The organism is Streptomyces sp. NPDC002156 (assembly GCF_053593675.1).
The window spans coordinates 21,253-47,787 of sequence record NZ_JBSFDA010000019.1; the positions used below are offsets into that span (position 1 = coordinate 21,253).

At 68.8% G+C, this 26,535-nt stretch carries 26 protein-coding genes and 1 pseudogene; 7 read left to right on the forward strand and 20 right to left on the reverse strand.

Annotated features, from left to right (window positions below; all coding sequences use genetic code 11):
• Window positions 1-19 precede the first annotated feature (19 nt).
• On the forward strand, window positions 20-991 hold the full coding sequence (locus tag ACWCRB_RS11260; protein ID WP_450995806.1) for a pirin family protein: 972 nt from the start codon (window positions 20-22) through the stop codon (window positions 989-991).
• Between the two features lie 23 nt (window positions 992-1,014).
• On the opposite strand, the gene ACWCRB_RS11265 is transcribed toward ACWCRB_RS11260, so the two are convergent.
• Both ACWCRB_RS11265 and ACWCRB_RS11270 read right to left on the reverse strand, forming a co-directional pair.
• Window positions 1,015-1,602: a TetR/AcrR family transcriptional regulator gene (locus ACWCRB_RS11265; RefSeq protein ID WP_450995807.1), complete on the reverse strand. Its 588-nt coding sequence runs from the start codon at window positions 1,600-1,602 to the stop codon at window positions 1,015-1,017.
• Window positions 1,599-1,931 (reverse strand): non-heme iron oxygenase ferredoxin subunit, encoded by a 333-nt coding sequence (locus ACWCRB_RS11270; protein ID WP_450995808.1) that lies wholly within the window; start codon window positions 1,929-1,931, stop codon window positions 1,599-1,601. Before ACWCRB_RS11270 ends, ACWCRB_RS11265 begins: the two co-directional genes overlap by 4 nt.
• 187 nt (window positions 1,932-2,118) lie before the next feature.
• Between ACWCRB_RS11270 and ACWCRB_RS11275 the strand changes: the two genes are divergently transcribed.
• Complete coding sequence (locus ACWCRB_RS11275) at window positions 2,119-3,486, forward strand: lanthionine synthetase LanC family protein (protein WP_450995809.1); 1,368 nt, start codon at window positions 2,119-2,121, stop codon at window positions 3,484-3,486.
• A 16-nt stretch (window positions 3,487-3,502) separates the two neighbouring features.
• Here ACWCRB_RS11275 and ACWCRB_RS11280 read toward each other — a convergent pair whose 3' ends face one another.
• The 7 genes from ACWCRB_RS11280 to ACWCRB_RS11310 all read right to left on the reverse strand — a co-directional run bounded on the left by ACWCRB_RS11280 (window position 3,503) and on the right by ACWCRB_RS11310 (window position 11,460).
• Complete coding sequence (locus ACWCRB_RS11280; protein ID WP_450995810.1) at window positions 3,503-5,596, reverse strand: SpoIIE family protein phosphatase; 2,094 nt, start codon at window positions 5,594-5,596, stop codon at window positions 3,503-3,505.
• Window positions 5,597-5,697: 101 nt separating this feature from the next.
• The gene (locus ACWCRB_RS11285) at window positions 5,698-6,369 is read right to left on the reverse strand and encodes a GntR family transcriptional regulator (protein ID WP_235474292.1); all 672 of its coding nucleotides are present in this window, start codon (window positions 6,367-6,369) and stop codon (window positions 5,698-5,700) included.
• 76 nt (window positions 6,370-6,445) lie between these two features.
• Entirely contained in the window at window positions 6,446-7,447 is a 1,002-nt protein-coding gene (locus ACWCRB_RS11290; protein ID WP_450995811.1) for a proline racemase family protein, read from the reverse strand.
• A gap of 50 nt (window positions 7,448-7,497) precedes the next feature.
• Window positions 7,498-8,397, reverse strand: coding sequence for a dihydrodipicolinate synthase family protein (locus ACWCRB_RS11295; protein WP_450995812.1), 900 nt, complete (start codon window positions 8,395-8,397; stop codon window positions 7,498-7,500).
• A gap of 99 nt (window positions 8,398-8,496) precedes the next feature.
• Window positions 8,497-9,885, reverse strand: a complete 1,389-nt coding sequence (locus ACWCRB_RS11300; protein WP_450995813.1) for an FAD-dependent oxidoreductase — start codon at window positions 9,883-9,885, stop codon at window positions 8,497-8,499.
• 88 nt (window positions 9,886-9,973) lie between these two features.
• Window positions 9,974-10,291, reverse strand: a complete 318-nt coding sequence (locus ACWCRB_RS11305; protein WP_450995814.1) for a (2Fe-2S)-binding protein — start codon at window positions 10,289-10,291, stop codon at window positions 9,974-9,976.
• Window positions 10,288-11,460, reverse strand: coding sequence for an NAD(P)/FAD-dependent oxidoreductase (locus ACWCRB_RS11310; protein ID WP_450995815.1), 1,173 nt, complete (start codon window positions 11,458-11,460; stop codon window positions 10,288-10,290). Before ACWCRB_RS11310 ends, ACWCRB_RS11305 begins: the two co-directional genes overlap by 4 nt.
• A gap of 166 nt (window positions 11,461-11,626) precedes the next feature.
• On the opposite strand from ACWCRB_RS11310, the gene ACWCRB_RS11315 reads away from it, so the two are divergent.
• Genes ACWCRB_RS11315 through ACWCRB_RS11335 form a run of 5 tightly spaced genes read left to right on the forward strand, consistent with a single transcriptional unit; the run spans window position 11,627 to window position 18,018 of the window.
• Window positions 11,627-12,739 carry a TniQ family protein gene (locus ACWCRB_RS11315; RefSeq protein WP_450995816.1) on the forward strand — a complete coding sequence of 371 codons (1,113 nt, stop codon included), beginning with the start codon at window positions 11,627-11,629 and terminating at the stop codon, window positions 12,737-12,739.
• Window positions 12,729-13,490 carry a TnsA-like heteromeric transposase endonuclease subunit gene (locus ACWCRB_RS11320; protein WP_450995817.1) on the forward strand — a complete coding sequence of 254 codons (762 nt, stop codon included), beginning with the start codon at window positions 12,729-12,731 and terminating at the stop codon, window positions 13,488-13,490. The genes ACWCRB_RS11315 and ACWCRB_RS11320 overlap by 11 nt, the downstream gene beginning before the upstream one ends.
• Entirely contained in the window at window positions 13,487-15,643 is a 2,157-nt protein-coding gene (locus ACWCRB_RS11325) for a transposase (protein WP_450995818.1), read from the forward strand. Before ACWCRB_RS11320 ends, ACWCRB_RS11325 begins: the two co-directional genes overlap by 4 nt.
• On the forward strand, window positions 15,640-16,830 hold the full coding sequence (locus ACWCRB_RS11330) for a TniB family NTP-binding protein (RefSeq protein ID WP_450995819.1): 1,191 nt from the start codon (window positions 15,640-15,642) through the stop codon (window positions 16,828-16,830). Before ACWCRB_RS11325 ends, ACWCRB_RS11330 begins: the two co-directional genes overlap by 4 nt.
• A gap of 54 nt (window positions 16,831-16,884) precedes the next feature.
• The gene (locus ACWCRB_RS11335; protein ID WP_450995820.1) at window positions 16,885-18,018 is read left to right on the forward strand and encodes a TniQ family protein; all 1,134 of its coding nucleotides are present in this window, start codon (window positions 16,885-16,887) and stop codon (window positions 18,016-18,018) included.
• A 26-nt stretch (window positions 18,019-18,044) separates the two neighbouring features.
• Here the strand turns inward: ACWCRB_RS11335 and ACWCRB_RS11340 are convergent, their stop codons facing one another.
• From ACWCRB_RS11340 to ACWCRB_RS11390, 11 genes and pseudogenes are all read right to left on the reverse strand, one after another.
• Window positions 18,045-18,227, reverse strand: coding sequence for a hypothetical protein (locus ACWCRB_RS11340; protein ID WP_450995856.1), 183 nt, complete (start codon window positions 18,225-18,227; stop codon window positions 18,045-18,047).
• A 342-nt stretch (window positions 18,228-18,569) separates the two neighbouring features.
• A pseudogene (locus tag ACWCRB_RS11345) lies at window positions 18,570-18,998 on the reverse strand (TniQ family protein); the annotation flags it as partial.
• Window positions 18,991-19,428 carry a DUF6221 family protein gene (locus ACWCRB_RS11350; RefSeq protein ID WP_450995821.1) on the reverse strand — a complete coding sequence of 146 codons (438 nt, stop codon included), beginning with the start codon at window positions 19,426-19,428 and terminating at the stop codon, window positions 18,991-18,993. The pseudogene ACWCRB_RS11345 and the gene ACWCRB_RS11350, both read right to left, overlap by 8 nt.
• Before the next feature lie 124 nt (window positions 19,429-19,552).
• Window positions 19,553-20,485, reverse strand: coding sequence for a TniQ family protein (locus ACWCRB_RS11355; protein WP_450995822.1), 933 nt, complete (start codon window positions 20,483-20,485; stop codon window positions 19,553-19,555).
• Between the two features lie 427 nt (window positions 20,486-20,912).
• Entirely contained in the window at window positions 20,913-22,412 is a 1,500-nt protein-coding gene (locus tag ACWCRB_RS11360) for a ThiF family adenylyltransferase (protein ID WP_450995823.1), read from the reverse strand.
• Entirely contained in the window at window positions 22,409-22,783 is a 375-nt protein-coding gene (locus ACWCRB_RS11365) for a hypothetical protein (RefSeq protein ID WP_450995824.1), read from the reverse strand. Before ACWCRB_RS11365 ends, ACWCRB_RS11360 begins: the two co-directional genes overlap by 4 nt.
• Window positions 22,780-23,046 (reverse strand): hypothetical protein, encoded by a 267-nt coding sequence (locus tag ACWCRB_RS11370; protein ID WP_450995825.1) that lies wholly within the window; start codon window positions 23,044-23,046, stop codon window positions 22,780-22,782. The genes ACWCRB_RS11365 and ACWCRB_RS11370 overlap by 4 nt, the downstream gene beginning before the upstream one ends.
• A 70-nt stretch (window positions 23,047-23,116) precedes the next feature.
• The gene (locus tag ACWCRB_RS11375; RefSeq protein ID WP_450995826.1) at window positions 23,117-23,269 is read right to left on the reverse strand and encodes a hypothetical protein; all 153 of its coding nucleotides are present in this window, start codon (window positions 23,267-23,269) and stop codon (window positions 23,117-23,119) included.
• Between the two features lie 168 nt (window positions 23,270-23,437).
• Window positions 23,438-23,962: an ImmA/IrrE family metallo-endopeptidase gene (locus tag ACWCRB_RS11380; protein ID WP_450995827.1), complete on the reverse strand. Its 525-nt coding sequence runs from the start codon at window positions 23,960-23,962 to the stop codon at window positions 23,438-23,440.
• Window positions 23,949-24,272, reverse strand: a complete 324-nt coding sequence (locus tag ACWCRB_RS11385; RefSeq protein ID WP_450995828.1) for a helix-turn-helix domain-containing protein — start codon at window positions 24,270-24,272, stop codon at window positions 23,949-23,951. Before ACWCRB_RS11385 ends, ACWCRB_RS11380 begins: the two co-directional genes overlap by 14 nt.
• A 393-nt stretch (window positions 24,273-24,665) precedes the next feature.
• A complete protein-coding gene (locus ACWCRB_RS11390) occupies window positions 24,666-26,366 on the reverse strand; it encodes a hypothetical protein (RefSeq protein ID WP_450995829.1) in 1,701 nt (566 codons plus the stop codon).
• Window positions 26,367-26,535: the final 169 nt, after the last annotated feature.

Here is a 26,535-nt window from a genome sequence, read left to right on the forward strand (position 1 = left end):
ACCCGAGGAGGTCCCGACCATGCCCGCTGTGACCGTCGAGAACCCGCTGGCCCTCCCCCGGGTCGCCGCGGCTGCCGGGGCCGCCTCCCGCCCCGTGCTCTCCGTCACCACCGCTCCGAGCGGATTCGAGGGCGAGGGATTCCCGGTGCGCCGCGCCTTCGCGGGGATCGACCACCGCCACCTCGACCCGTTCATCCTGATGGACCAGATGGGCGAGGTGGACTATGAGCCCGGGGAGGCGAAAGGGACACCGTGGCATCCCCACCGCGGCTTCGAGACCGTCACGTACATCATCGACGGGATCTTCGACCACCAGGACAGCCAGGGTGGCGGCGGCACCATCACCAACGGCGACACCCAGTGGATGACTGCAGGCTCGGGCCTCCTCCACATCGAGGCCCCGCCGGAGTCCCTCGTCATGTCCGGCGGCCTCTTCCACGGCATCCAGCTGTGGGTGAACCTCCCGGCCAGGAACAAGATGATGGCCCCGCGCTACCAGGACATCCGCGGCAGCCGGGTCCAGCTGCTGACCTCCCCGGACGGCGGCGCGCTGCTGCGCGTCATCGCCGGCGAGCTGGACGGCCACGAGGGCCCCGGCATCACCCACACCCCGATCAGCCTGGTCCACGCCACGCTGGCCCCGGGCGCGGAGATCACCCTGCCCTGGCGCGAGGACTTCAACGGCATCGCGTACGTACTGGCGGGCAAGGGCTCGGCCGGTGCCGAGCACCGTCCGATCCGGCTGGGCCAGGCCGCGGTCTTCGGCACCGGCTCCTCGCTGACCGTCCGAGCGGACGAGAGGCAGGACTCCCGGACGCCGGACTTGGAGGTCCTCCTGCTCGGCGGCCGGCCGATCCGCGAGCCGATGGCCCAGTACGGCCCGTTCGTCATGAACACGAGGGCGGAGCTTGAGCAGGCGTTCGAGGACTTCAAGAAGGGGCGCCTGGGCACGATCCCGGCCGTGCACGGGATGTCCGAGGGCGGGCTGTAGGGCTCGCTAGCCGTACCCGCCCCTCACGTCAGCCGCCCCACCAGGTCCACCCAGGTCGCCCGCAGCCGCGCGCCGCTGATCCGGCGCCCGTCGCGCAGGTGGTCCACGCTCTCGAAGCTCACGAAGGCGAGAAGGGCGTGGGCGAGTACGGCGTGGTCCCCCTCGGTCTTCGCCTCGCGCAGGAGGGATTCCACGTGGTGCTGGAAGGCGCGGCAGGTTTCCGAGGCGATGCGGCGTTCGCAGAGGATCTGGCGGCCCAGCGCGGCGCCCAGGTCCTCGTCGTCGGTGATGCGCTCGATCAGGGCGGAGCCGAACGCCGTCAGCCGTTCTCTCGGCGGTGCTCCCGGTCCCAGCGGAGGGGGGCCGGAGGTGTACGCCTCCTGGAACTCCGCCTCGGCTTCGTCCAGCAGGGCCAGCAGGAGTCCGTCGCGGTCGCCGAACCGGCGGAAGAGCGTGCCCTTTCCGACCCCGGCCGCCCGCGCGACCTCGTGCATCGTCACATGCTCCGCTCCCCGGTCGGCGACCAGCAGGGCGGCGGCCGCCAGCAGCCGGGCGCGGTTACGGGTGGCGTCGGCGCGCACCGCGGTGGCGTCGTGCGGCGCCCGCGTCACTGTCCGGTCCGCGGTACGACGTGTGCGTACACGCCTCCGTCCTCGACCTCCACCGGGTACACGGGGACGGGACGTGTCGCCGGCCGGTCGAGGGGCTGTCCGGTGCGCAGGTCGAAGCGGGAGCCGTGCAGCCAGCACTCGACCGTGAGGCCGTCCACCTCGCCCTCGGAGAGCGAGACGGCGCTGTGCGAGCAGACGTCGTGGATGGCGAACACCCGCTGCCCGGTCAGCACGAGGCAGACGGGAAGGCCCTCCACCTCGAACCGCTGGGGGGCGCCCTCCTTCAAGGCGTCGAACTCGCAGACGTACGTGTAGCCGCTGCCGGGCATCGCTCTCCTCACCGTGGCTGATCGCCCACGCTAGTGACGCGGCCCGAGGCTGACACCCGCCCCCGGTCCCGATCCGACTCGGCCCATGGACCTAAGCCTCCGCCGCCACCTTGTGCTGGACCTTCCTTGACCTTCCTCGGCCCGTGGGCGCCTACCCGCGGCGATGGTGCGGCTGTAGCGTGACCGGGTGCCGGAGAAGAACGAATCGAGCAGCTCGAGCAACTCGTACGACGGCTACCGGGAGTTGGGCGAGGCCGCCTGGTCGTGGGTGCTGGACCGGATCCGCGAGGACGACGGACCCTGGCTGCCGGAGACGGTGCCCGAGGACGCGGCGCAGGACGGTCCGGACGCCTCCCCCGCGGAGGACCGGGACTCCCTGTACGCGGGCATCGCCGGCCTGGCCCCCGTCCTGGCGGAGATCGCCCGGCACCGCGAACTCACCGAGCAGGAGCGGTCGTTGGCGGCCGGGATCGTCAACAGACTGTCGGCGGCGGCCCGAGACCGTACGGAACCCTCGCTGTACGAGGGGCTGGCCGGTGACGTCACCGCGCTGAGGCTGCTCGAACCGGGCTCGGAGTCGGTCGCGCTGCGACGGCTGGCCGAACTGGCAACCCCCGACGGCTGGAAGACCACCGTCAGCTTCGAAGCCGGTTCCGACGCGCCCCTCAACGACATCATCATGGGCACCGCGGGTGTGGTGCTCACCGCCGTCTGGGCGGGCGGCGAGCACGCCGAGTCGATCGCGACGACGGGCTGCGAGGCCCTGCTGCGGATCGCGGACCGTACGGCGGCGGGCCTGGACTGGGGCATCGGGGCGACCACGGAGCGGCGGGCGCCGAACTACTCCCACGGCACCGCCGGAGTGGCCTCGGCGCTGGCCGTCGCGGGGGCGGCGCTCGGCCGCAAGGACTTCGTCGAGGCGGCCGTGAAGGGAGCCCGACATGTGCTGTCCGTAGGCCTGTTGGACGACGGCGGCTTCATCGTCCCGCACACGATCCCGCCGTCGAAGCGGGAGGTCGAGCCCCTGACGTACACCTGGTGCCACGGCCCGGCGGGCACCTCGCACCTGTTCTCGGCGCTGGCCCACGCGGGCGTCACGGAGGTGTCGGGCCTCGGCGTCGGCGAGCTGCGGCGGCGCTGTCTGACCTCGATCCTCACCTCGGGCGTCCCGCAGCGCCTGCGCCCCGGCTTCTGGGACAACGACGGCCGCTGCTGCGGCACCGCGGGCGTGGGCGACGTACTCCTGGACGCGGCCCAGGACAGTCAGGACACGGATGCCGCCGACAGGCTCGTCCGGGCGGCCCGGGTGATGGGCGATGCCTTGGTGGAGCGGGCCGTCCGGGACGGGGCGGGCGCCCGCTGGCGCTTCGTCGAGTACCGCAAGGAGGACCCGCTGTTGCCCCCGGGCACCACCTGGATGCAGGGCGCGGCGGGCATCGCGGCGTACCTCTTCCGGCTCGCCCGGTTCATCGAGACCGGCCCTGAGGCCATGGTGGTCGACCGTCCGGACCAGTGGTGGGCGGTCCCGCAGCGGCTGCGTACGACCGTCTCCTGAGGCTCGGCGGGAACGGTCAGGTCAGGGCCTGTTCCGCCCAGATCGTCTTGCCGTTCCTGGTGTGCCGGGTGCCCCAGCTGGTGGTGAGCTGGGCGACGAGGAGGAGGCCCCGGCCGCCCTCGTCGGAGATCCTGGCCCGGCGCAGATGCGGTGAGGTGGAGCTGCCGTCGGAGACCTCGCAGATGAGCGTGCGGTCGTGGATCAGCCGAAGCTGGATCGGGTCGGCGCCGTAGCGGATCGCGTTGGTGACCAGTTCGCTGACGACCAGTTCGGTGACGAACGCGGCCTCGTCGAGCCCCCATTCCGTCAGCTGTGCGACGGCGCGTCTGCGGGCCTCGGCGACCACCTCGAAGTCGGCGGGCAGGTCCCAGACACGGACGTGGTCGGCGTCCAGGGCGCGGGTGCGGGCCAGCACCAGGGCCACGTCGTCGCTCGGGTGGGTCGGCAGCAGGGCGGACAGGACCTGGTCGCAGCGGTCCTCAAGCGGGCGGGTGTCGTCGCCGTCGGCCAGGGTCCGGGCCAGGAGGGCGATCCCGAGGTCGGCGTCACGCTCGGTGGCCTCCACCAGCCCGTCCGTGAACAGGGCGACGAGGGTGCCCTCCGGCAGGAGGCTCTCGGTGGTCTCGAAGGGCAGGCCGCCGACGCCCAGCACCGGCCCGACGGCGACGTCCACGACCCGGGTGTCGCCGTCCGGCAGGACCAGCACGGGTGGCGGGTGGCCGGCGCTGGCGACGGTCAGCTCGCGGGAGACCGGGTCGTAGACGGCGTACAGACAGGTCGCCCCGGTGGCTCCGACGCCGATCCGCGCGTCGCTCGCGTCACTGTCGTCGTCGGCGGCGAGGCGCAGGACCAGGTCGTCGAGGTGGGCCAGGAGTTCGTCGGGCGGCAGGTCGACGTCGGCCAGGGTCTGGACCGCCGTACGCAGTCTGCCCATGGTCGCCGAGGCCTGGATGCCGTGGCCGACCACGTCGCCGACGACCAGGCCGACGCGGGCGCCCGACAGCGGGATGACGTCGAACCAGTCACCGCCGACGCCCGCGCGGGAGTCGGTCGGCAGATAGCGGGAGGCGACGTCCACCGCCGACTGCCGGGAGGGGCCGCGCGGCAGCAGGCTCTCCTGGAGGGCGAGGGCGGTGGTGCGCTCGCGGGTGTAGCGGCGGGCGTTGTCGACGCACAGGGCGGCGCGGCTCGCCAGTTCCTTCGCCAGGACGAAGTCGTCCTCGTTGAAGACGTCGGCCCGGGTGCGCAGCAGGACGGCGACCCCGAGTGTCGTACCGCGCGCGATGAGCGGCACCGCGACCAGCGAGGTGACGACGGTTCCGCGCAGGCTCTCGGCCCGTTCGGGCGCGCTCGCCATCCAGTGGTCGAAGTCGGGGGCGCCGCTGCGGCTGAGCACCGTCTGCCCGGTGCGCAGCGCCCGCGCGGGCGGGGAGTACGGCGGGTACGTGTCCGTGGCGCCCAGCCCCATCACCGCGCCGGGCACCCACTCCGTGCCGGAGGCATGGGCGAGGCGGCGCAGCACGACCTCGCCGTCCGGCCCGGCCTCGGCGGGCTCGTCGCCGCGCATCACCGCCTCCAGCAGGTCGACGCTGGCGAAGTCGGCGAACCGGGGAACGACCAGGTCGGCGAGTTCCTGGGCGGTGCGGTCGAGGTCCAGGCTGGTGCCGATGGAGACGGCCGCCTCGTCGAGCACCGCGAGCCGCTGCCGTGCCCAGTGCTGCTCGCTGCTGTCGAACCCGGCCATCCCGACCGCGCACACCTCGCCGGAGGCGTCCCGGACGGGCCACAGCTCCAGGTTCCAGGCGTGCTCGCGGATGCCGGAGGGGGCCCGGGTGAAGCTCTCGTAGTGCGCGGGCTTGCCCGTCGCGGCCACGTCCTTCAGGGCCTGCAGCGTGCCCTTCCAGTCCACGTCCTCCGGGACCCCGTGCGGGAAGACCCGGCCGAGCAGCGCGTCCTCCTCGACGCCCATCACCTGGCAGGCCACGTCGTTGAGCCGCCGGTACCGCTGCTCGATGTCGAACACGGACATCGAGTACGACGCCTGCCGGAACGCCTGTTCCACCAGGTCGGGTCCGTCCTGATGTTCGTCGTCCGCGTGCTCGGAGGCCATGGATTCAGTGTCCTCCCGCCGCCCGGAGGGCAACAACCGAACACGTCCGAACGCGCACGGTGAGTTCGCGTACGCCATTCGCGCAACGGGCCCGGGGAGATTCAGTGGGCCCAGTCGCCCCGGACATGGCCCAGATGCCGGGTCATCGCGGTCCGTACGCCTGCCGCGTCCCGGGCGAGGAGCGCGTCGAGGATCTCCAGGTGCTCCTCGGCGCTGGACGTCAGCAGGCCCCGCTCGGCCAGCGCGGTCAGCCCGTACAGCCGGGATCGTTTGCGCAGGTCACCGACGACCTCGACCAGATGCTCGTTGCCGGCCAGGGCGAGCAGACCGAGGTGGAAGCGGCGGTCGCTGTCGACATAGGCGATGAGGTCGCCGCTCTCCGCCGCGGCCACGCTGTCCGCCGCGTCCTTGCGCAGCGCTTCCAGAGCGGCCGGGTCGGCGGTCGCGGCGAGGCCCACGGTGGTCGGGATCTCGATCAGCGACCGGATGTGGGTGTACTCGTCGAGCTGCCGCTCGGAGACCGTGGTGACCCGGAACCCCTTGTTGGGTACGGGATCGACCATGCCCTCCTTCACCAGGTCGAGCATGGCCTCGCGCACCGGGGTGGCCGAGACGCCGAAGCGGGCGGCGAGCGAGGGCGCGGAGTAGACCTCGCCGGGCCGCAGTTCACCGGCGACGAGCGCGGCCCGCAGCGCGTCGGCGACGCTCGCCCGATAGCTGGGCCGCGGCCCACCGAGGCTGGGCAGGGCGGGGCCGGTGCGCTGAGCGGCCATGGGTGTCTCCTGGATGGATCTCGGAACTCGCTGGTTGTCGGTTGGCTGATCGTTCGTTCGCTGATTCGTGGCGGTGTCAGAGTACGAAGCCGGCCGGGAACGGGTCGTCCGGGTCCAGCAGGTACTGGGCGGTGCCCGTGACCCAGGCCCGCCCGGTGATCGTGGGCACCACGGCGGGCCGCCCGGCGACTTCGGTGCTCTCGACGAGCCGCCCGGTGAACGACGTACCGATGAAGGACTCGTTCAAGAAGTCCTGGTGCAACGGGAGTTCACCGCGCGCGTGCAGCTGGGCCATGCGCGCGGAGGTGCCGGTGCCGCAGGGCGAGCGGTCGAACCAGCCGGGGTGGATCGCCATCGCGTGCCGGGACCGGGTCGCGTCCGAGCCGGGAGCCGCCAAGTACACATGGTGGACACCGTTGATGGTCGGGTTCTCCGGATGTACGGGGGGACTGTCGGCGTTGATCGCGTCCATCAGGGCGAGTCCGGCGGCGAGGATGTCGTCCTTGCGGTCGCGCTCGAAGGGCAGGCCGAACTCGTCGAGGGGCAGGATGGCGTAGAAGTTCCCGCCGAAGGCGAGGTCGTACGTGACGGTGCAACCGTCGGCGAGCGTCGCCTTCCGCTCCAACTCCACCGCGAAAGAAGGCACGTTACGGATGGTGACTGCCTTGGCCGCACCGCCCTCCACAGCGACTTCGGCGACGACGAGCCCGGCCGGGGTGTCGAGGCGGATGGTGGTGACCGGTTCGACGACCGGGACCATGCCCGTCTCGACGAGCACGGTCGCGACACCGATCGTGCCGTGGCCGCACATCGGCAGATAGCCGGAGACCTCGATGTAGACGACGCCGTAGTCGCAGTCGGGCCGGGTCGGCGGCTGGAGGATCGCCCCGCTCATGGCGGCGTGCCCACGCGGCTCGTTCATCAGGAAGTTCCGTACGTCGTCCCGGTGTTCGCGGAACCACAGCCGGCGTTCGTTCATCGTGTCGCCGGGGATGGTGCCGATCCCGCCGGTGACGACCCGGGTCGGCATGCCCTCGGTGTGCGAGTCGACGGCGTGCAGGACGAGCTTGCTGCGCATGGGGGCGATCCTCTCAAGGTCGGGCCAACTCTGTTCAGCGGGCCGTCGGTTCAGGCGAGGCCGAGGGCGACGGCCTTCTCGGTGGCCTCGCGGACCGCCTTCTCCTGCTCCGGCAGCAACGGCATGCGCGGCGGCCGGACGGGACCGCCGTGCCTGCCGACGATGTCCATCGACAGCTTGATCGCCTGCACGAACTCGACCTTGGAGTCCCAGCGGTGGAGTGCGTGCAGCTGCTGGTAGAGCGGCAGGGCGGTGGCCAGGTCGCCCGCGACGGCGGCGCGGTACAGCGCGACCGTGGCGCGGGGCAGGGCGTTGGGATACCCGGCGACCCAGCCGACCGCTCCGGCGGTCGCCAGCTCCAGCAGGACGTCGTCGGCACCGATCAACACATCCAGTTCCGGGGCGAGTTCCTGGATCTGGTAGATGCGCCGGGTGTCCCCGGAGAACTCCTTCACGCCCTTGATGAGCCCGGCCGCGTGCAACTTGGCCAGCAGCTCGGGGGTGAGGTCGACCTTGGTGTCGATGGGGTTGTTGTACGCCACGATGTCGATCCCGACCTCGGCGACGGCCGCGTAGTGCGCGAGCACCGAACGCTCGTCCGCCCGGTAGGCGTTGGGCGGCAGCAGCATGACGGCGGCGCAGCCGGCGTCCTTGGCCTGCGCGGCCCAGCGGACGGACTCGGCGGAGCCGTAGGCGGCGACGCCCGGCATGACCCGGTCCCCGCCGATCGCGGCAACGGCGGTCTCGACGACTTTCGTCCGCTCCTCGGCGGTGAGCACCTGGTACTCACCGAGCGACCCGTTGGGTACGACACCGTCACACCCGTTCTCGACGAGCCAACGGCAATGATCTGCGTACGCCTCGTAGTTGACGCTCAGATCGTCGTTGAGCGGCAGCGCGGTGGCGACGAGAACGCCGCGCCAGACGGGGACGGGAGCGGTGGTGCCCATAAGAACCTCCAGTTTTCGAGATACAGAGGAGAAGCGCGCCCCTTCAGGGGCGCGGGGAACTGCGCGACCAGCCACAACGGGTCCGCAGACAAAACACAGTCATGAGCACTCAGGCTCCTTCGCCAACACACCCAACGGCACAGGCCGAGCAAACGGCCGCTTGGCCAGCCCCACGGGACACCCCGCGACCCCGGCAACCCCGGTCGCACAGACCCGCCCCTGACACCACCCCATACCCGCGCGAGTGAGCAGCTTGACGGTACGCAAATCCGTCGCCCCCAACTCCTCGACGGCCTCCCGCACTTCGGAGGCCGTCACCTCCTCGCAACGACAGACGACGGTGTCATCGGTGACCTGCTCCACCCAGTGCGCAGGCGGCGCGTACGCGGCATCAACGGCAGCGAAGAACTTCCGCAGCCGCGTACGGGTCCGGGCGGCAGCCGCCCAGTCGGCAGGACGAGGCTCAACTCCCCCCAGCCGCGCGGCGATCGAGCACCCGGCGATCTCCCCCTCGGCGAGCGCCAGCACCGCTCCCCCGATGCCGGTGGCCTCGCCCGCCGCCCAGACACCGTCGACGTCGGTGCGCTGCTCGGCGTCGGTGACGACGAAGGGGTCACCGGTGGCGTCGATCGCGCACCCGAGGGTCTCGGCGAGGTCGGTGTGCGCGAGCATGCCGTGGCCGACGGCCAGGGTGTCGCAGGCGATCCGCCGCTCGGTGCCGGGCCGCACCCGGCCGCCGGTGTCCAGGGCAGCGACGGTGACCGCCTCGACGCGGTCGGCGCCATGGGCTGCGACGACGGTGTGACGTACCGTCACCGGGACCTTGTGGCGCAGGAGTTGGGCCGCGTACTGAACGGCCTCGGCGATCTTCGCCGGGTTGGCGGCGAGTGTCGCGGTGTGCCGTACGAAGTCGGCGGGGTGCGTGGACTCGACGTACGCGGCGACTTCGGCGCCCGCTGCGGCGAGCCCGGCCGCGACCGGCATCAGCAGCGGCCCGGTCCCGGCGACGACCGCCGTACGGCCCGGCAGGACGAGCCCGCCCTTGAGCATCGCCTGGGCGCCACCGGCGGTGACCACACCGGGGAGGGTCCAGCCGGGGAAGGGCAGCACCTTCTCGTACCCACCGGTGGCGAGGAGGACGGCGTCGGCGGTGACGGTCTCCGACTGGGTCTGTGCGGGACCGAGAAGAGCATGCACGCCGAAGCGGCTGCTTCCCCCGAACTCCCTTTCCACGAACCAAACATGACGATCCGCCAGGTGGGTGAGCCGACCGGCCGCGACATGCACCGCCAGCCGATCCCGCAGCTTCTCCCAGGTGCCCCAGGTGTGGTGCAGTGCCTGCGGCCGGCGTGCGTTGAGCGCTGCGGCGGGCTGCCGGTAGAACTGCCCACCGGCCTGCGAGCCCGAGTCGAGCAGCACGACCCGTACACCCAGGTCGGCGGCGGTCAGCGCGGCAGCGAGGCCTGCGGGACCGGCGCCGATGACCACAAGTGCTCCGTGGGTTGTGCGGTTCCTTTGCTGCGGGCCGGTGGGGGCTGGTCGCGCAGTTCCCCGCGCCCCTGTCGGGGCGCGCCGCTCAGCCGCCGAGTTCGTCATGACCCGTGCCCTCCTGGGTACTGATCGCGTCGCCGGATACGGCCGGCACCAGGCAAGCCCGCTGGTTGGGCCGGTCGTTGACGGTGACGAGGCAGTCGAAGCAGACCCCGATACCGCAGAAGATCCCGCGCGGCGCACCACTCCCCCGGGTGCTCCGCCAGGAGGTGATCCCCACCGACCAGAGCACGGCGGCGACAGTCTGACCGGGCAGCGCAGCGGTCTCGTGTCCGTCGACAGTGACGGTGAAGGGCGACCCGGGGTGGGCCCTGGCCAGCTCCTGCGGAGTCCTCTGTCTCACTGATTGCCCTCCTCGAAGCGGTCCGGACGGAACGGCGCGAGGTCCAGATCGGGCCGCTTGCCCGCCAACGACTGCGCGATCAGCTGCCCCGTACCGACCGCCAGCCCGATCCCCGCCCCCTCGTGACCGCACGCGTGATAGAGCCCCGGCGCCCGTGGATCGGCGCCGATGGCCGGCAGATGGTCCGGCATGTACGGCCGGAACCCGAGGTAAGCGCGCATCGCGTGCACACTCCCGAGCACCGGGAAGAGCGCCGTGGCCTGGGCGGCGAGTCGACGCACGACCGGGAGCGAGAACGTCCGGTCGAAGCCGACCCGTTCACGGCTGGCCCCGATCAGCACCGGCCCCGCCGCCGTGCTCTCGACGACCGCCGAGGACTGGAGCCCGGCGTCGCCGCTGGCCACGTCGGCGACATAGTCGGCGGCGTACACCTTGTGCCGTACGGTGCCGGGCGGCAGCGGTTCGGTGACCAGGACGAAGCCGCGCCGGGGCAGCACGGGCAGGTGCACCCCGGCCAGCGCGGCGACCTCGCCGCCCCAGGTGCCGGCCGCGTTGACGACGGCCGGGGTGTGGATGTCGCCGTGCTCCGCAGTCCGGACGCCGCGTACGGAGCCGTCCGGTGCGCACAGGATGTCGGTGACGGCCGTGCCGGTGCGCAGCTCGGCTCCGGCCCGCCGGGCCGCCCGGACGACCTGGGCGGCGGCGAGGGAGGGCATCACCTGGCAGTCCTGCGGGTACAGCACACCGCCCGCGAGGTCGGGGGCCAAGTGCGGTTCCAGGTCGGCGAGTTGACCGACGTCGACCGTCTCGGCCTCGATACCCGCCGCCCGTTGCCCGGCGGCGAACCCGGCCAGCGCGGCCATGCCTTCCGCGTCGGAGGCGACGACGATCCCACCCTTCGCCTCGAACTCGACGGCACCGCCCAAGCCTGGTTCGGCGGCGAGGTCGTGCCAGAGGCGGGCGGAGAGCAGCGCGAGGTCCAGCTCGGGCCCCGGTTCCTTGTCGGAGACGAGCAGGTTGCCCTCACCGGCGCCGGTGGTGCCACCGGCCACCGCTCCCCGGTCGAGGACGAGGGTCGCTAGGCCCGCCCGGGCGAGGTAAAGGGCACATGCGGCACCCACCATTCCGGCGCCGATGACCACAACATCGCAGGTCAGTCGCTTACTCACGTCAGTACAATGTCACATGTTCCTATTCCCGCCAAGGGCGCCCAGGCTCGACTCGCGGCTGAGCGCGGCACCTCAAAATGAGAGTGAATACCTAAACATGAGAGTGCAAATGAGAGTGAATACGTCATAATGTTAGTGACGCAGATCACTCTCAGGAGGTGGACACATGCTGCCAAGGAGATTGGCGCTGGTCACAGCTCCGCAGGCGGATGAGGCGTTCGCATCGTGGGTGGATCGAATGGCCCGCGTGAACCGATGTCCGCCGGCCGAAGTCGCCGACTTGATGGGGCTCCGCCTCCGGGGGGTGTATGCGAACGCCCGGCCCCCTGCGCTCGGAGTGCAATGCGACGAGGCGGTCCGGCAAACCGTGTACGCGGCGACGGGTGTCCCTGGCGCCATGGTGGACAGGATGCACCTGTCGGTTTTCGAGGGTGGGCCGCTGAGCGTGGCGGCAGTGCTCTCCGCGGGCAAGGCACACTGGCCGCCGGCGGCCCGAGAGTGGGTGGAGGTGTACGGCAGCCGGGCCTGTCCGTGCTGCCTGCTGGTGTCGGGTGGGGTGTGGCGCCTGTGGTGGAAGCTGTCGTGTGCGGCGGTGTGCCCCGAGCATCAGGTGACGCTGCTGGATCGGTGTCCAGGGTGCGATTGGGTACTGCGATGGGGCGGGGACCGGCCTCGGATCGTGCCGGCGCGATGGGTCAGGCCTCCGACCTGCTGTGCGAATTCCATTCGAGGGAAACCGTGTCCCCAATGGCTGCCTGCGGTTCGTGTGAGCCAGGCAGACAAGCGGACAGTCCACGCGCAGCGGCGATGGCTGGACACCGCGTACAGCCGTTCCCGCCCCGCGCTGGGCGGCGTGAACGTGACGGCAGGAGAGTGGTTCGCGGCGTTCCGAGCATGTGTGATCTTGTTGCGGCTCGGACTGCCCCAGATCCTAAAGCGTCTGCCAAACGTGCCTGGCTGGTGCAGTCGCGCCCTCCTGGATGAACGCGTCGAACGCGATGTGCATCGGAACCAGTTCGGATGGGGTCCCGCTTCGGCCGGAGCCGCAGCTGCGTTTCTCACGGTGGTGACCCCTCTTCTGGCCGCCGCCGACATGGGGAAGTTGACTCGGCGGTTGGCACCGTTGGTGCGGACAGCGGTTGAAGAAGGCTGCTTGACAGCCCGGCCGTTGGCGCGACTCCCGGTGCCTGAGGTTTTCGCGGAGGCAGTGGCGGTGCAGGTGCCGATAGGACGTTCGGTCAGGAGTCCGCAGAGAGGAGGTGCTCTCGGTGAACGGTGATGCGAAAGCACCGGAGCCATCCGGTCGAGACATCGACATGGTGCGGGTGCGATACGTCGATTCCGAAGGGCACCAGCATCTGGTACGGCTGGAGGAGGCTGCTGACGTGCCGTTCGAGGACGGCAGGATGGTGCGGGCCATCCCGAGCCACCGGGACCAAGGGCACATGCCGGGCCAGTACTGGGTGGCGAAATGGGGTGACTTCGCCGACTACGAAAGCGTGCTGGAGTCGAAGTGGCTGACCCTGCTGGACTTCGACCCGCAAGTGACCGCATTCGTGACGCAGCCCTTGGAGTTCGACGCGATCGACGCCCGCGGGGTCTGGCAGCACACACCGGACGTCTTCGTACGCCGCCGTGACGGCAGCGTGCTGCTACTGGACGTGAAGAACCCCGAGCAGCGTGACGATCGGGAGGTGCTGCTGCAGGAGGAGCGCACCCGGCATGCGTGCGAGCGGCTGGACTGGGACTACTCGATGGTTTCGGAGCCGAGCGAGCAGCGCTGGGTGAACGTCGACCTGCTGTCCAGTGCCCGGCGCCCACTGCATCTTGGTGCGGACCTGGTACCACGTCTGCTCGAACTGGCCCGTGAACCAGTGGAGATCGGGGAGCTCATGCGGTTCATGGAGTACCCGGATCTGGCACGCGGAGTGCTGTATCACCTGATGTGGCATCAGCGGATCGTCACCGATCTGGATCGCCCGTTGCGGGAGACAACGCTGGTGAAGACCGCAATGGAGGCACAGCCATGACGTCTGACGGCTCGATGCGGCTGCAGCGTGGATCCAGATTGTGGCTGGACGACGAGGTGCACACGGTGACGGGGGTGACCGACGACGGTGTGCGACTGTGTTCGGAGGGCGGCTCGTGGACCGTGATCGCCGTGGGACACCTTGTCGCAGATCCGACCTTCCGTCCCTACGAAGGCGACTCAGATCGGTCAGGTGAGGACCCCGCTGAGCACGACACCCCGACAACCAAGCTGTGGATGGATGCCGCCGCCCTGTTCGACAAGCTGAGTGACGATCAGTTGAAGGAATTGCAGCGCGCCCAGGAGCACCTCCTGGAAATGACGACCGGTTTCCGCAGTGGAGATCCTGAGGAGGCGGCGCCCGGAGAACCCAGGCCGGAGTATGCCCCTGATGTGTCGCTGGCCCGGCGGGTGCAGAGCAAGGCGCGGGAGCTGGGGTACAGCGAGCAGCAGATTTGGCGGCGCCTGCGGAAATGGCGGGACGAGGGCCCATGGGGCCTGGTGGACCGGCGCAGCCATCGGCCGTCGGATCCCTTGGCTGGGGCGGACCAACGGTTGATCGATGCGATCGTCGCCCAGTACCACGTGACCGAGGCGGAAGACTCGACCGGCAGTCTGAACCGGCTGCGCCGCCGAGTGGAGCGCCGCCTGGCCGATGGCTACGGGCCGGGCACGGTGAAGATGCCGGCGCCCAAGACGTTCAACCGGTACGTCGCCGCTCTCCTGCCCGGCCGCTACACCACAGGGCTGGCCACGACGCGGCAGTCGGTGGCGAACCGACCGGGTGGCTACTACCGTCCGATCACCGCTGGCCGTCCCGGTGAACTGGTGATGATCGACACCAGCTGGCTGGACGTACGTGCCTATGACCCGGTCGAAGACCTCGTCATTTCGGTGGATCTGACCATCGCGATCGATGTGTGCACCCGCAGTCTGCTGGGATGGCGTCTGGTGCCCAAGGGGACGAAGGGCGTGGATGCGGGGCTGGTGATCGCAGACGCGATGATGCCGGAGCCGATGCGTCCAGGCTGGCCCGAGGGCCTGCGGCACCGAATACTGCGTCTGCCGTGCGAGCCGAAGCTCACGCAGGACGAGCGGTTCGCGGCCGCCGCGGCCCGCCCGGTGGTGTTTCCTGAGAGGATCGTGATCGACCACGGCAAGGCGTTCGCCTCTCAGGCGGTGAAGAACGTGTGCCGCCGCTACGGGATCACCATCCAGGACACCCGTAAGTACCGGCCCACCGACAAGCCTCAGGTCGAGGCCGCGTTCAAGACGATCAGAAGCCAGTTCTCCGAGCACATCGCCGGATACAAGGGCAACCACGTGGTGCACCGCGGCCAGGATGTGGACGCGACCGCCCGGTGGACGATCGAGGAACTGGAGGAGTTCTTCGCGGAGTACGTCGTCTCGATCTACCAGCGCCGCCGACACACAGGGCTGGTGCTGCCGGGGTTCCCGGAGATCAGCCTGTCGCCGAACGACGCCTACCGGCTCGCGGTGCACCGCTGCGGCTTCATCGCCGCCCCGCGCGATCCCAACCTGTTCCTGGAGCTGCTGCCGATCCACTGGTGCGGCATTCACAATCGCCGTATCCAGAAGGACCTCCTGTACTACAGCGCGCCCATCACGGGCACCTACAACGAGTCCAAGTCCCCCTACGCGCACGCCATGGGCGCCTGGCCCGTCCGCTATGACCCACGGGACATGACACAGGTCTACCTCCATGACCCCTACACGGGCGACTGGCACACGCTGCGCTGGACCCACGCGTTGACCGGGCTCGAGCCGTTCACGGACATCACCCTGCGTCAGGTCAAGCAGGAACTGCGTGAACGAGGCCGCGAGCCACAGGACCAGGAAGCCGTCCTGGACGCGTTGTTGGACCTGCAGAACCGCACGGACGCCGCCGAGGCGTCCACCGCCCGCTCCCGCAGGGCCCGGGCCCGGGACGCCGAGCGAGCCAGGGCGGCGGCGCGGGACAAAGCCCGCACCGAACTGGTCGATTCCGCCGCCGATGTCCCGGTCAAGGATTCCCATCTGCGGGCGGTGCCGCCACTGCCTGCGGACGACGAGGAAGAGGTCACGATCGACTTCGATGCCCTGCCGTCGTACGAAGTGTGGGGCGGTCGTCCAGAGAAGGACGACGCACCATGATGGCCCCGCGACCGGAGGAGTCCGAGAGCCTGCACCCTGGCCTGGCTGAACCGCGCACTCATGAGGACTGGTTCGACTACGTCTTCTACGAGCCACCACCACCACCCCACCTCCCCCCGTACGACATCTACTTGGCGATGGACAAAGAGGATCCTGAACGTCGTCGCCTGGACCACAGCCGCAACCAATATCACAGCGCCTTGGTCCTGGCCTGGACCCCTGCCGTTCGACACTTCGAATCAGAGATCACGGAACTGCTCGCTGCCAACGAGATGGCTCCGCCCGGCGCCCGGCTCGGACTACTCATCGACGGTCCGCCCACGGTCGGCAAGTCCACTCTGGTCAAGATGATCGGCCGGAAGTTCGAACAAGGTCTTCGCAGGGACTTCCCCGAACGGTTTGCGCCACGGTTGGGGGTCTATGTCCCTGTCGTATACATCTCCCTCACGGACCAGGTCACCCCCAAGCAGATCTCCCTCGCGATCGCCCGCTACCTGAGCGTCTCGACCAGCGGCACCAAGGACACTGTCGACGATCGTGTCCTGACCGCGATCACGGCGTGCGGTACACAGTTGCTCATCTTCGACGACCTGCATTTCCTGGACTGCTCCCACAAGGAGGGGCGGGCCTCCAATGACCACATCAAGTTCCTCGCCAACCACACCCCCTGCACGATCATCGGCACCGGCGTCGACCTGGAGGAGAGCCCTCTGCTCAGCGAGGGAGGTCCTAGCGGACCCGTGAAATCGAACACCCGCGTCAAGTCTCCGCCGAGTAGCGGCCCCAGGACCCAGACAGCCGGCCGGTTCAGCCGCCAGGAACTCGCGCCCTTCACCCTGGACAGCAAAACCGAAATCCTGTGGTGGGTCGGCGTCGTCCACTCCCTGGAGAACGCGCTGTGCTTGTACCGGCACGAAAAGAACAGCCTGACCCGTCGGCACTGGCGCTATCTTCACGCTCGCACCAACGGCAGCATCGCCGGCCTCCACGCCCTCCTCCGCCGCAGTGCCGTACGCGCCATCGCGCAGGGAACTGAGGCCGTCACGCGCGAGATCATGGACTCCATCGTCCTGTCGTACGCCCACGAACGTGCCTACGCCAAGGTCGTCGAACTGCAGTCACGCCAGTCCGCGAAGAGCAGGAGCAAGCTGAACAAGAAGCCGTCCGCAGCAGAGGGAAATGCCTAAGGAGACCAGAGAGCCTGGTGGCTCCTTACACAGGCGCACTGGCATGCTCTGCGCGTGCCCACGTCGTTGCGTCGTCTCGCGCTGGTGCCGGAGCCGTACCCCGGTGAGTCCCTGCTCAGCTGGGTCGACGCGCTCGCCGGGCTCAACCGGATCAGCCGTCTACAGGCCCTGCATCTCTCGTCCTTCGTCCGTGGCTCCGCGTACCGGCCCGGTGCGTACTTCGTCGCCTATCTGCCGACGGAGGTGATGGCCCGCGTGCAGGTCACCACTGGGCTCTCCGCCGGGCAGTTGCATCGGATAACCCTTATGCACTATGCCGATGGTGTTCTGCCGTCGCCGCCTTCTCCCACGCACCGACGGGGTATCGCCATCTGGCTGCACCGCCTGCAGCTCGCGCAGCCTATCCGTTCACGCGCGTGCCCGGCCTGTCTGCGGGAGAACGGTGGTCGCTGGCTGCTGCGCTGGCGTCTGATCTGGTCCTTCGCCTGTGTACGCCACCGCGTTTTCCTGCTCAGCGCCTGCCACGGTTGCGGCCAGGGTCTGCACGAGGTGCTTCGTGGTCCGGCAACCTCTGAGGTGTGTGGTCAGACCGACTGGCACCGTCCGGTATACGTCTGCCAGCGCTCCATCTGGCGCATGCGCCCTCCCCGACTGTCCGACGCGCATCTCCTTGAATGCCAGCGCCGTCTCGACGATGTTGTTGATCATCCCCACCGTCCGGGCAGTACAGACATCCTGCGGACACTGCACTTGGCGCTGGACGACGTCAGCCACTACAACGGCTGCGCCCCGTCACTGCCGGACACCGATGCCGTGCTCCATCAGCGGTGGCAGGGCCACAGCGATGTGTCGTGGTATCTGGACGATCCTCTGCTCACCGCGGCCCTCATCAAGATCGCCACGGTGGGTGGCCTCGCAGCCTCTCAAGAGGTCTACGCTCAGGTGAGCATGGCCTCGTGGTCGACCGACGGCTTCCCTCGGACCACCGACGTGTTGCCGGTCAACCGCTTCGGCGGATTGTGCCGCGCCACCGCCTGTCTGGCCTGGGTACCGCCCGGACAGGGCGTCGTAGTACATACAAAGAGAGGACCGTTGGTTCTGTGCCCCACGCACGTCGATGACGCCAAGTCGGGCAGTTACGGCTCCGTGCCACCTCCCATCGCCGAGTCCTTCGCCTCACGGCCGTGACTCACTGAAGTCCAATACGAATCGTCCTAGGTTGCTGTTCCGTCGACCAAAGGCACGGACGTCGGGTCGTCCGGCAGCACGGTGCGAGCGGCGATGCCTACGAAGGCGGAGAGCGTGGCAGGCGCCCCGCGTTCCAGCGTCCCCGCCGGCGGGAGATCGTAAAACTGCCCTTCGATCTCGTACACGGCGCGCACGACGCTGTTCTCCATCCTGTCGAGCCTGCCGCCTATCGTCCTCCGCCTCGCAGCGTCCTGGACGATCCCAGACATGTCTCGCAGCAGGCCGCGCGACGTGTCATTGTGTGAGGCGTCTGCGGGTGTGAGTAGTGCGGAGACACGTCGTTGGACGTGAACAGCCTCCTCGTCCTCTACAGGGATTGCCGGGATCTCCGGCACCCAGAACCCGCACACTTTGGCCCCCACTCGGCTCCTGCCGCGGCCGTGGCGCCCCAACGGCCGAGTGCAGTGCTCGCGTTGACCGGTACCGGTCGCCTCATGACGCCAGTAGAGCCTCAGATGGCAGCGCGGGCAGCGGTCCGCCAAGTACACCAGGTGATCCGCACACAAAAAGGTCCACTTCAACCGCCAGCTGAGCAACCACCGGCCGCCCGATGCCTGGAGGCACAGCGGACATGCCGCCGAGTGGTCACGCCGCAGCCACGGATTGCGCACATTCCATCTCCGCTCTATGTCGGAGGTGAACTGGGGTAGTGCCGTGCGAGCGTAGAAAGCGAACAGCATCCGCTCCACCTGCGCCGGACGCAACCCAGTCCGTCGGCACACTCCTCCCAGCTCTTCAGGACTCAGATGAATTTGCGGTGTGCTAAATGTCGCCGAACCCGGCAGTCCCAGTTCCTGCAGAGTCGCCGCACGCGACAGCCTCAAGGTCACCGCAAGCGTATCGACCCAGCTGAGGAACGACTCCCCGGCGAAGGGAGTCGGGACGACACCGAGCCGCCGGACTCGCTCCTGGTCAACCACGGTCCGTCATGTCTCCGCTCGTCCTCCTGGCCGCGCTCTCTCCAATGGGGTTCGCGGGATTCTCACCCTGTCGTGGCAGCCACGCCGGTCGAAAGTCCGGGTGGCTGGCGTAGGACAGCAGCAGGCACCGTACGGCGTACCTCAGTGCCTTCCCCTCTTTGGTTCGTGGATCGGTTTCCACACAGGCGTCCAGGATCAGCCGCTGGGCCTCGATCCCCAGCTCTCGCGGTTCATCGTTTCCCTCTCGGAAGCGCTGCTCTTGATCGCGGAGCCGGGCGTCGAGGAATCGGAGCCGTGGGTCGGTGGTCGTGATCGGTCCGGAGCGTTCCCGAGGACGTGTCCGGATGGTGAGCTGATCCGCATGCCGTGGACAGTAAGTGACTCCGCCAATGCGCCGTTCACCCTCGCACCGTGCCCTGCCGGAACCCATGTCTTGCAGCCATTGTGGTGACAGTGCCCGCCGAAGCGGTTCGCGGGCAGTTGGAATTCGCCATGGGGTACAAGGCGTAGCGGCCGTGGATGGCCCCAGTTCGGCCGTGCCTTCACCTGCTCTGCTACCTCGCGCTCCCCGCGCTGTCCGCCGAGCCGAGCCCGGCCTCGGTTGCGATTTTCATGGCGGCGGCCACGATCAATGGCCGAGGCTGCCAGCGGAAGCCGTCGGGTGCGTGATCGCTGTCCCATGCCTGGTGGACCACCTTGTCGGTGTGAGGAAGGCGCGCCGGACTCTCCGCGCCCCACACATCCTGCATCGAGCGGTACAACGCTTCGAAAATCTCCTGAACTTGTTCCTGCGGCAGGTCTTGGGAACCCTCCAGAAGGCGGTCGATCCGCTGCTGGCAGTCGAGAAGCCGGAGATCATGAACCGGCTTGGCATGCATTCGGCGGATGTCACGGCCGCACGGCCTACTCGGCTTGTAACGTCCCCAGCCCGGCGCGGGGCCGGGACAGATCCAGGACTGCGGAGTCCCAGGCCGCGGGGGATGAAGTCCGGCGTCACAAACGCGGCATTCCGAGATCAGGTAACGCCGGTGCTCGACGCATGCGAAGGACCAAGCCAGCCGCCATTTCAGGAGCCATCGGGCGCCGTTCTCCCTCAGGCATACCGGGCAGGCGTTGGAACGCTGGCGGAGCACCATCCGCTGCCAATATCTCCAGCTGGCCAGGGCGTCCTGTCCTTCCGCGTCTCGTTGCGGCAATGGATCCAGTGCCCCTCCTGCATAGCGAGCTAGCGTTATGCCCCACACCTGCTCCTCCGTCAGCCCGGTGGTGAGCCGAACCGATCGGACGACGGCGTCGCTGACGCGATAGCCGAAAGTGTCCGACGCCGCAGAGCCATTGCCCATGCCCGTCATCCGCAGTGCCATGGGCCGTGACACCTGGTTGAGTCGCGCGAGCGCGTCCACCCAGCTCAGCAGCGATTCACCGGAATACGGTTCGGGCACCAGTGCAAGCCTACGCAAGGGGCTTCGAACGTTCATGATCTCCATTCCGTGTTTCCCCCAGCGTGCACAACCGCTCCCGCAAAGCGGGGACTCCAACCGTTTGAGGCGAGTCGCCCATGGCAAATATCCGGCCCACTTTCGTCTTTTCGCGCACGTCGCAACGGTGGCAGCACTTTGCCCGGGGCCTGAAGCTGGCCGCTTGGAGCTGCATCGGGGATTTGCTGGACGGGTCGCGGGATGCATCCGGCGAGACAGTTACGCCTTCACTGGCGGTGACCGGGCCACAGCTGCCGTTGCCGTCCATGCCGACCGCAGACACATTCGTGCGGTCTAGGAAGAGGCCTTCCCTGAGCTCGTCCACCAGGCATCGAGCCCGTCCTGACTTCACCAGCGGCACACTGGTCACCGCCGTAGGCACGATCATCGAGCCTGAACACCCCGGGTCGGTCCCGAAGTTCGCTGCACTTCGGGCTCAGCGATCCAGGAGACGCGCCAAGAGGTGATCGGCGGCACGCTGGGCTCGTAGCGGCCATCGGCGTACCGCAAGGGCACGAGCGTCGCGGGCCCTTTCAGCAGCCGAGTGCCGTCCCGTGACGGTGACGGGGACATCGTCGCCGAGCGACATCAGCACGCCGTCGTAGGGGCAACTCGCCTCGCATCCTTCCAAGCGCTGGTCCACGGTTCCGGTGCTCAGGTGGTACAGGTGAGCACCGGTGTCGGCGATGCCTCTCGGCGCTGTGACCATGGTGAGGAACTGGTTGAGCTGCGCGGTGGCAGCGTTCGCGGAGAAGACGAAGACGTTCTCTTTCCGGCGCAGCGGATGGTCGGCTGGGAGGCCCCTGATGTAGGCGGGGTCGTCGAGCAGCCCGTCGCGTTCGGCGGGAACGTGGGCCGGGTCGTACTGGCCCAGGCATTCCATGCACGCGCGGCCGGGGGCAGCGACATGGGCGCGCCATTCGGCGCCATTCAGGCGCCCTCGGTGGGCATCGACCGCGATGCCGCCGTCCACAACGGGGATGAGGTGGGCGTAGGCGAGGAGGTTGAGGGCGGCGCGGGGCCAGGGTCTGTCGACGCAGGAGAAGAGCAGGTCGCAGTCTGCGGCGGCGGCGAAGCCGTCCGGCTCCACGACGCTCAACTCGTGCGTCGCGACACGGATGTTCGCGCCGGTTGCTGATCGCCGGGCTGCGCGTGCGGCGATGTCCACTTTGGCCCGGTGCAGTCGTACGTCACGGTCGGTGGCGTGGAGGAGCCGGTCGAGGTTGAGGGCCTCGACGGTGTCGAAGTCGAAGAAGCTCAGGTGTTGGAGACCGGTGCGGGCCAGGACCTCGACGATGAGCATGCCGACCGATCCGGTGCCGACGACGCCGACGTGAAGCCGCGCCAGGTCGTTCTGGGCGTCCTGTCCCCAGGCGGAGATGGTGCGCACCTGCCGGTCCGTGGCCTCGGGCGGGGGAATCAGGGTGTCGTTGAAGGTGACCGTGAAACGGTCGCCGACGACCCGTACGTTCTCCGCCTCCGTCGGGACATAGGTGCGTGGTGCGTGCCGCTGCCAGACGCGGGCGCCGTATCGTGCGTCCGCGCCGGCGAAGGTCATGCCGATCAGCGGCAGACCGGTGAGGGTGATGGTCTGGGCGGCGAAGGATGCCTCGGCCGCGTAGTCGACGTCGTTCAGGCGCTGCCAGCGGCGGCTGCGGGGATGGGCATGGATGAACCCCAGTCCGCAGCCGCGCTCGGCGGCGATGCCTGCGGCCCGCAGGAAGTACTCGCTGGTGAAGTCGACGGTGCCGTGCACGATCCGCTCGTCTTCCTCGGGTGGGACGAGGTCGACGATCAGAGCGGTCGTGCGGCGGGAGCCGGTACTCGGCCGCCACAGGACGAAGGTGCAGTCCTCCTGGCCGTCCGCGCGCCGCAGATGTCCGGTGAGGTGCTGCGCGACGCCGGTCGTCATCGCGACCGAGAAACGGGTGATCATGCCGGGGGCTCCAGTTGGGAGAAAAGGGTGCGCAGGTGCCGCAGGTAGCCCCGGACGGTGCGGTCGGCCGACCAGTTGGCGGCCGGACGGCTCCAGTACTCCCATTCCTCTCCGGCTCGGTCGAGCCAGGAGGCGTGTACGGCTCCGTGGGGGTGGCCGAGGCGCGGGCTGATGTGGGGGCCGGGCGGAGGGGACAACGGCCAGTCCTGCACGAGCGCCAGACCGATCTTGACGGTTTCCCCGGCCCTGGGGCCGACCTCGATGATGTAGTCGAAGAGGGCGAACTCGCCGCGCTGCTCGACGGTGTAGCCGGCCGCGGCCAGGCCCGCGAGCATGCCCGCGGGCCCGGCTTCCGGCAGGGTCGTGGTCACGAGGTCGGTGTGGGGCCGGTGAACACCGATACGAACGTCTCGCGTTCGTGCACGGTGATCTCCTGGTCGCCTTGGTCCTTGAACGACTCCCGGTGCCGGCCCTTGACCCGGACCAGGTAGTGCGTGGTCGGGTCGATCCCGGCCAGCTGCAGGATCGCGTTCGGGGTCGTGTGCCGAGGCACGCCCGAGACAAGCTCTTCGTCGACGATGACCGTCACCGTCTTGTGTGCGGCGTCTGCGTGCCGCGTGTCCGTCGTCGTCATGACAACCGTCTCCCTTCCCCGGCCCGCCACAGCGGGCCGGGATACGTGAAAGGCGGGCCCGGAAGCCCGCCTACCTGCTCTTCTTCGAGCCGCGCGACGCGCGCTCGTTCACCGTCGTCGACGGGTGCCTGCGCACCGTCGCCTGCTTGACGAAGCGGCCCGTGATCGCACTGCGACCGCGCTTGCCGCCCAACCCGCTGGCCTTGCTCGACTTCCCGGGCATGGCCCACCTCCTGTCTCAGGGGCCTCGGTGGCCTCTGTGCACTCCCTGAAGTTCAGCACGGGACGACCCGGTGAGGCAACATTTTTTGAATGACAGTTAACCTGTCATACATCTGCACAAGAGAGGCCGCCCGGGCGGTGGGCGGCCTCTCGAGGGGACTGCGGAACCCTACGGTGTCGGTGTGGGGTCCGCGATGATGCCGAGATTGATCAGCCGGTAGTTCATGGCCATCTCGCTCAGGTCGAAGTACCTGGCCATGAGGTGAACCAATTGCTTGGCCGTGCGGAATTCAGCCTCCCGTGCCGCGCGGCGCACCATGGCCTCGGGCGCCAGCAGGGCAGCCGCGAACCGGTTGGCCTCCATCTCCTCACGGTCCGTAGCCATGCTCGACACCGTGTCGCGGAAGTTGACACGGGTGTCGGTGTCCAGGATCAGCGGGCGGCCTCGGTGCAGCTTCAGATGCCCGAGTTCATGGGCCACCGTGAAACGCTGCCGGTTCTCGTGGTGCTTCTGGTTCACTCCGATGACCTGCTCGTCTCCCCGGCGCATCAGCATGCCGGAGACGTCGTCCGGCATGTCCTGCGGTACGACCAGCACTCCGAGCTTTTTCGCGATCAGCCGCGGATCGATGGGCGCCTCGTCGATCTCGAACTGCGCCAACAGCGCCTTGGCCGCCGCGTCAGACCTGGCCATTGCGCGCCCTCCGTTCAACCACCGACGTCCAGGAAGCCACCGTGTCGGCGAGATAGTCCGGCAGCTCGCCTTCATGGCCGGGTTCCTGCAGCCCGGGCAGGAGGTCGGCCGGCTTCACCCCAAGTGCTGAGGCAAGGCGCACCAGCCGATAGGGCGGAGGGGCCTGCGCGCCGGACTCGATGTTCGTGATGGAACCTCTCGTCAGCCCCGCCTTCCGGGCCAGCAACTCTTGCGTCAGCTTGGCCTGCGCCCTCGCTACGCGCACCCGCCGTCCGATCTCGGCATTGAAATTCCGCTCAACATCGTCCACGCCACTCCCCACAATGACAGCCACACTGACATTCCAACTTAGTCCACCCTCACCAAGACCACCACAGCGGCTCCCCGGCAACTACACGAGCGACAAGTGGCCAGGAAATTTGGATCAGCCTTGGGGCGCGCACGGCGAGCGACACCTACGGCGGATTCGGCCTCGAAGGCGCCGCACTCGCCCGTTCCCAACCAAACCGCGCCGAAAAACCAGGGCCTGATGGAACCGCCGACCTGTATAACAGCGCGCCCGTACTCACCGCCCTGTACCTCTACCCGGATGCGTTCCCCGGACCCGACCAGGGCAATGAGGCCACGGATACATGGCGGATGACGGTGGACTTGTTCGACGCCCGGCGCCGAGGGCCCCGTACGGAGCGGCAGCGCCGGGCCGTCAGCGGGGGTCGGTGTAGCCGGGCAGGCCGAGCGGAACGGGGACCAAGGCACGGGAGTGGTCCGGGGCTTCGGCGAGATAGAGGCGGAAGTGCTCGCCGTCCTGGGGGCGAAAGACGACTTTCGTGCCGGCAGCCCGTCCGGCTTTGAGTGCTGCGATGGCCTGCTGACCGTTGTCCGCAATGACTCGGGCGTGGAACACATGGACAGAGCCGATGTCCAAGGTGCGGCCGCCGATGGTGAATTCGAAGCCTTTGCCTCCGAAGCGCAGGCATTGGGGCTGCGGGCCGAGGGCGGTTCGGAGTTCGGGGGAATCGAGGCCGTTGAGGGTGGCGGTGACCGTGTGCGCCGACCGGTCGGCCACGCAGCGTCCCTCGATGAGCAGACGTGCGATCCGGAGGTCGATGCGCTCGGCGCCGCTGTAGACGAGCGGCGCGGGGAAGTAGGCCTCGCAGTGGCGCTGCACGACCTCCAGGTCCGAGAGGTACGACAGCAGCTTCTCGACCTCGGTGCTGTCCTCCTCGGTGCCTCTGGTGGACAGCTTCCCGGAGCCAACCTCGGTGCCGTTGACGCTGACGCGAAGCGAACCGCCGCGCAGGATGCGCTGGTACAGCCGCAGCACTCTCGTGGCCTCGGCGGGATCTCGGCCGGTGAGGTCGAAGGAGTACCGCACCATCCCCTCGGTGCGCTGGTCGAACGGGACGAGCATCTGCAGCCGGGCGCCGAGGATGTCGGCTTCGACGGACGCTCCCAGTTCTCCCGAGCGGTGTGCGATCAGGCGTCCGGCGTACCGCCCGGTCGGCACACCTTCCGGGTCCAGGAACTCGACCTCGGCGGCGGCGGACGGAACGGCGTCTGGAACGGGTTCCCAGGTCACTCGGACGTCACTCACCGTCTTCGACAGCCACTCCGGGCCGTCGACCGTCAGGCTGGCCACCCCTTCAGGGGGCAGTTCGACTTCCTCGGCAGTCCCGTATCCCAGGGACCGGGTGAAAGCTGCGGTCAGTCCGGCGTCCATGGCCTCGGGGCGTGTCTTCAGACTCAGCCGGACGGGACTGACCTCGTGCGCGAGCGCGTGCTGGGCACGCAGTGTCCGGATGACGGTGTCACCCCGGCGCTGGAAGTCCCAGGTCCAGTCGGGGTCGATGTTGTCCGCCCGGTTGCCGAGGGCCCGGACACGCTCGATCAGGTCGTCCCCGTCCACCAGAAGTGCCTGTTCGCGGCCGAAGTCCCTGGCCGCCTCCCGCGCCTGATCGCGAGTGAACGTGGCTTCCAGGGAGGAGTGGACGGCGAAGGCGTCATCGAGTGCCGGTCGGTCCATCACGGACACCTTCACCGTCCGGCCGACGGCGAGCCTGTCGACGAAGGAGCGCTCCGACCCGGTGAGCGTGCAGGGGACCACCAAGGTCCACTCCACCGGATCATGCTGCATGGCCCGCAGGAACGACTTCTTGATCGCGGTGCGGCGCCCCCGGTAGGAGCCGGGAAAGCCGTCAGGGTGGTACTTCAGCTGAAAGATCCGCAGCCCGGCATCGGTGCTGACGCGAACGTCGATCCCCTGGTCACCACCACGTCCGTTCATGGCGATCGCCCTGCCGTCGTACATGCGGTGGAGCAACGCCTCCACATGCCGGTCGAAAGCGACCTGCCCGATGCGGTCCCACTCGATGACCCCTCGCAGTGAACGTTGAGTGATTCTCACCGAAAGCTGAGTGCCGGATTGCGCAGTGTTGAAGCAGTGTCATCCGGTGAGGTTTTGCCGGCCGTTTCAGCACTGCTGGTGGGGGTGTTGGCAGATGCGCAACTACTGCATATGGAACAACGACATCAAGCAGGGCATCCTGGGCTTACCGGCCTTACTCGATCGCGCC